Origin of the sequence: Citrobacter sp. TBCS-14 (assembly GCF_005280805.1) — a bacterium.
In the GTDB taxonomy this organism is placed as follows: domain Bacteria; phylum Pseudomonadota; class Gammaproteobacteria; order Enterobacterales; family Enterobacteriaceae; genus Citrobacter; species Citrobacter gillenii.
Window position 1 is genome coordinate 1 of the sequence record NZ_SZWM01001160.1, and the last position, 210, is coordinate 210.

The window sequence follows — 210 nt, forward strand, 5'->3', positions numbered from 1 at the left end:
AAAATCCGGTTTGCCAGGAGAGGGCCAGCACGTAGCTGTCAAAGTCAGCGTACTGTTTTGCCTGGAGTTCATCGGCCTGAGCCGCAGAAACTGGCAGCAGAAGCGCTGCCAGTAATGAAGAATAACGCCATGTTGATGTCATGATGATTTCGAATACTTATATAAATTCTGAATATCATCTATTTAATCATAAAAAATGCCAGTCAGGTT

General features: G+C 43.3%; 1 pseudogene. It reads right to left on the reverse strand.

Features of this window, described 5'->3' with window-relative positions:
• A pseudogene (locus FDX22_RS32130) lies at positions 1–142 on the reverse strand (ribonuclease I); the annotation flags it as partial.
• Positions 143–210: the final 68 nt, after the last annotated feature.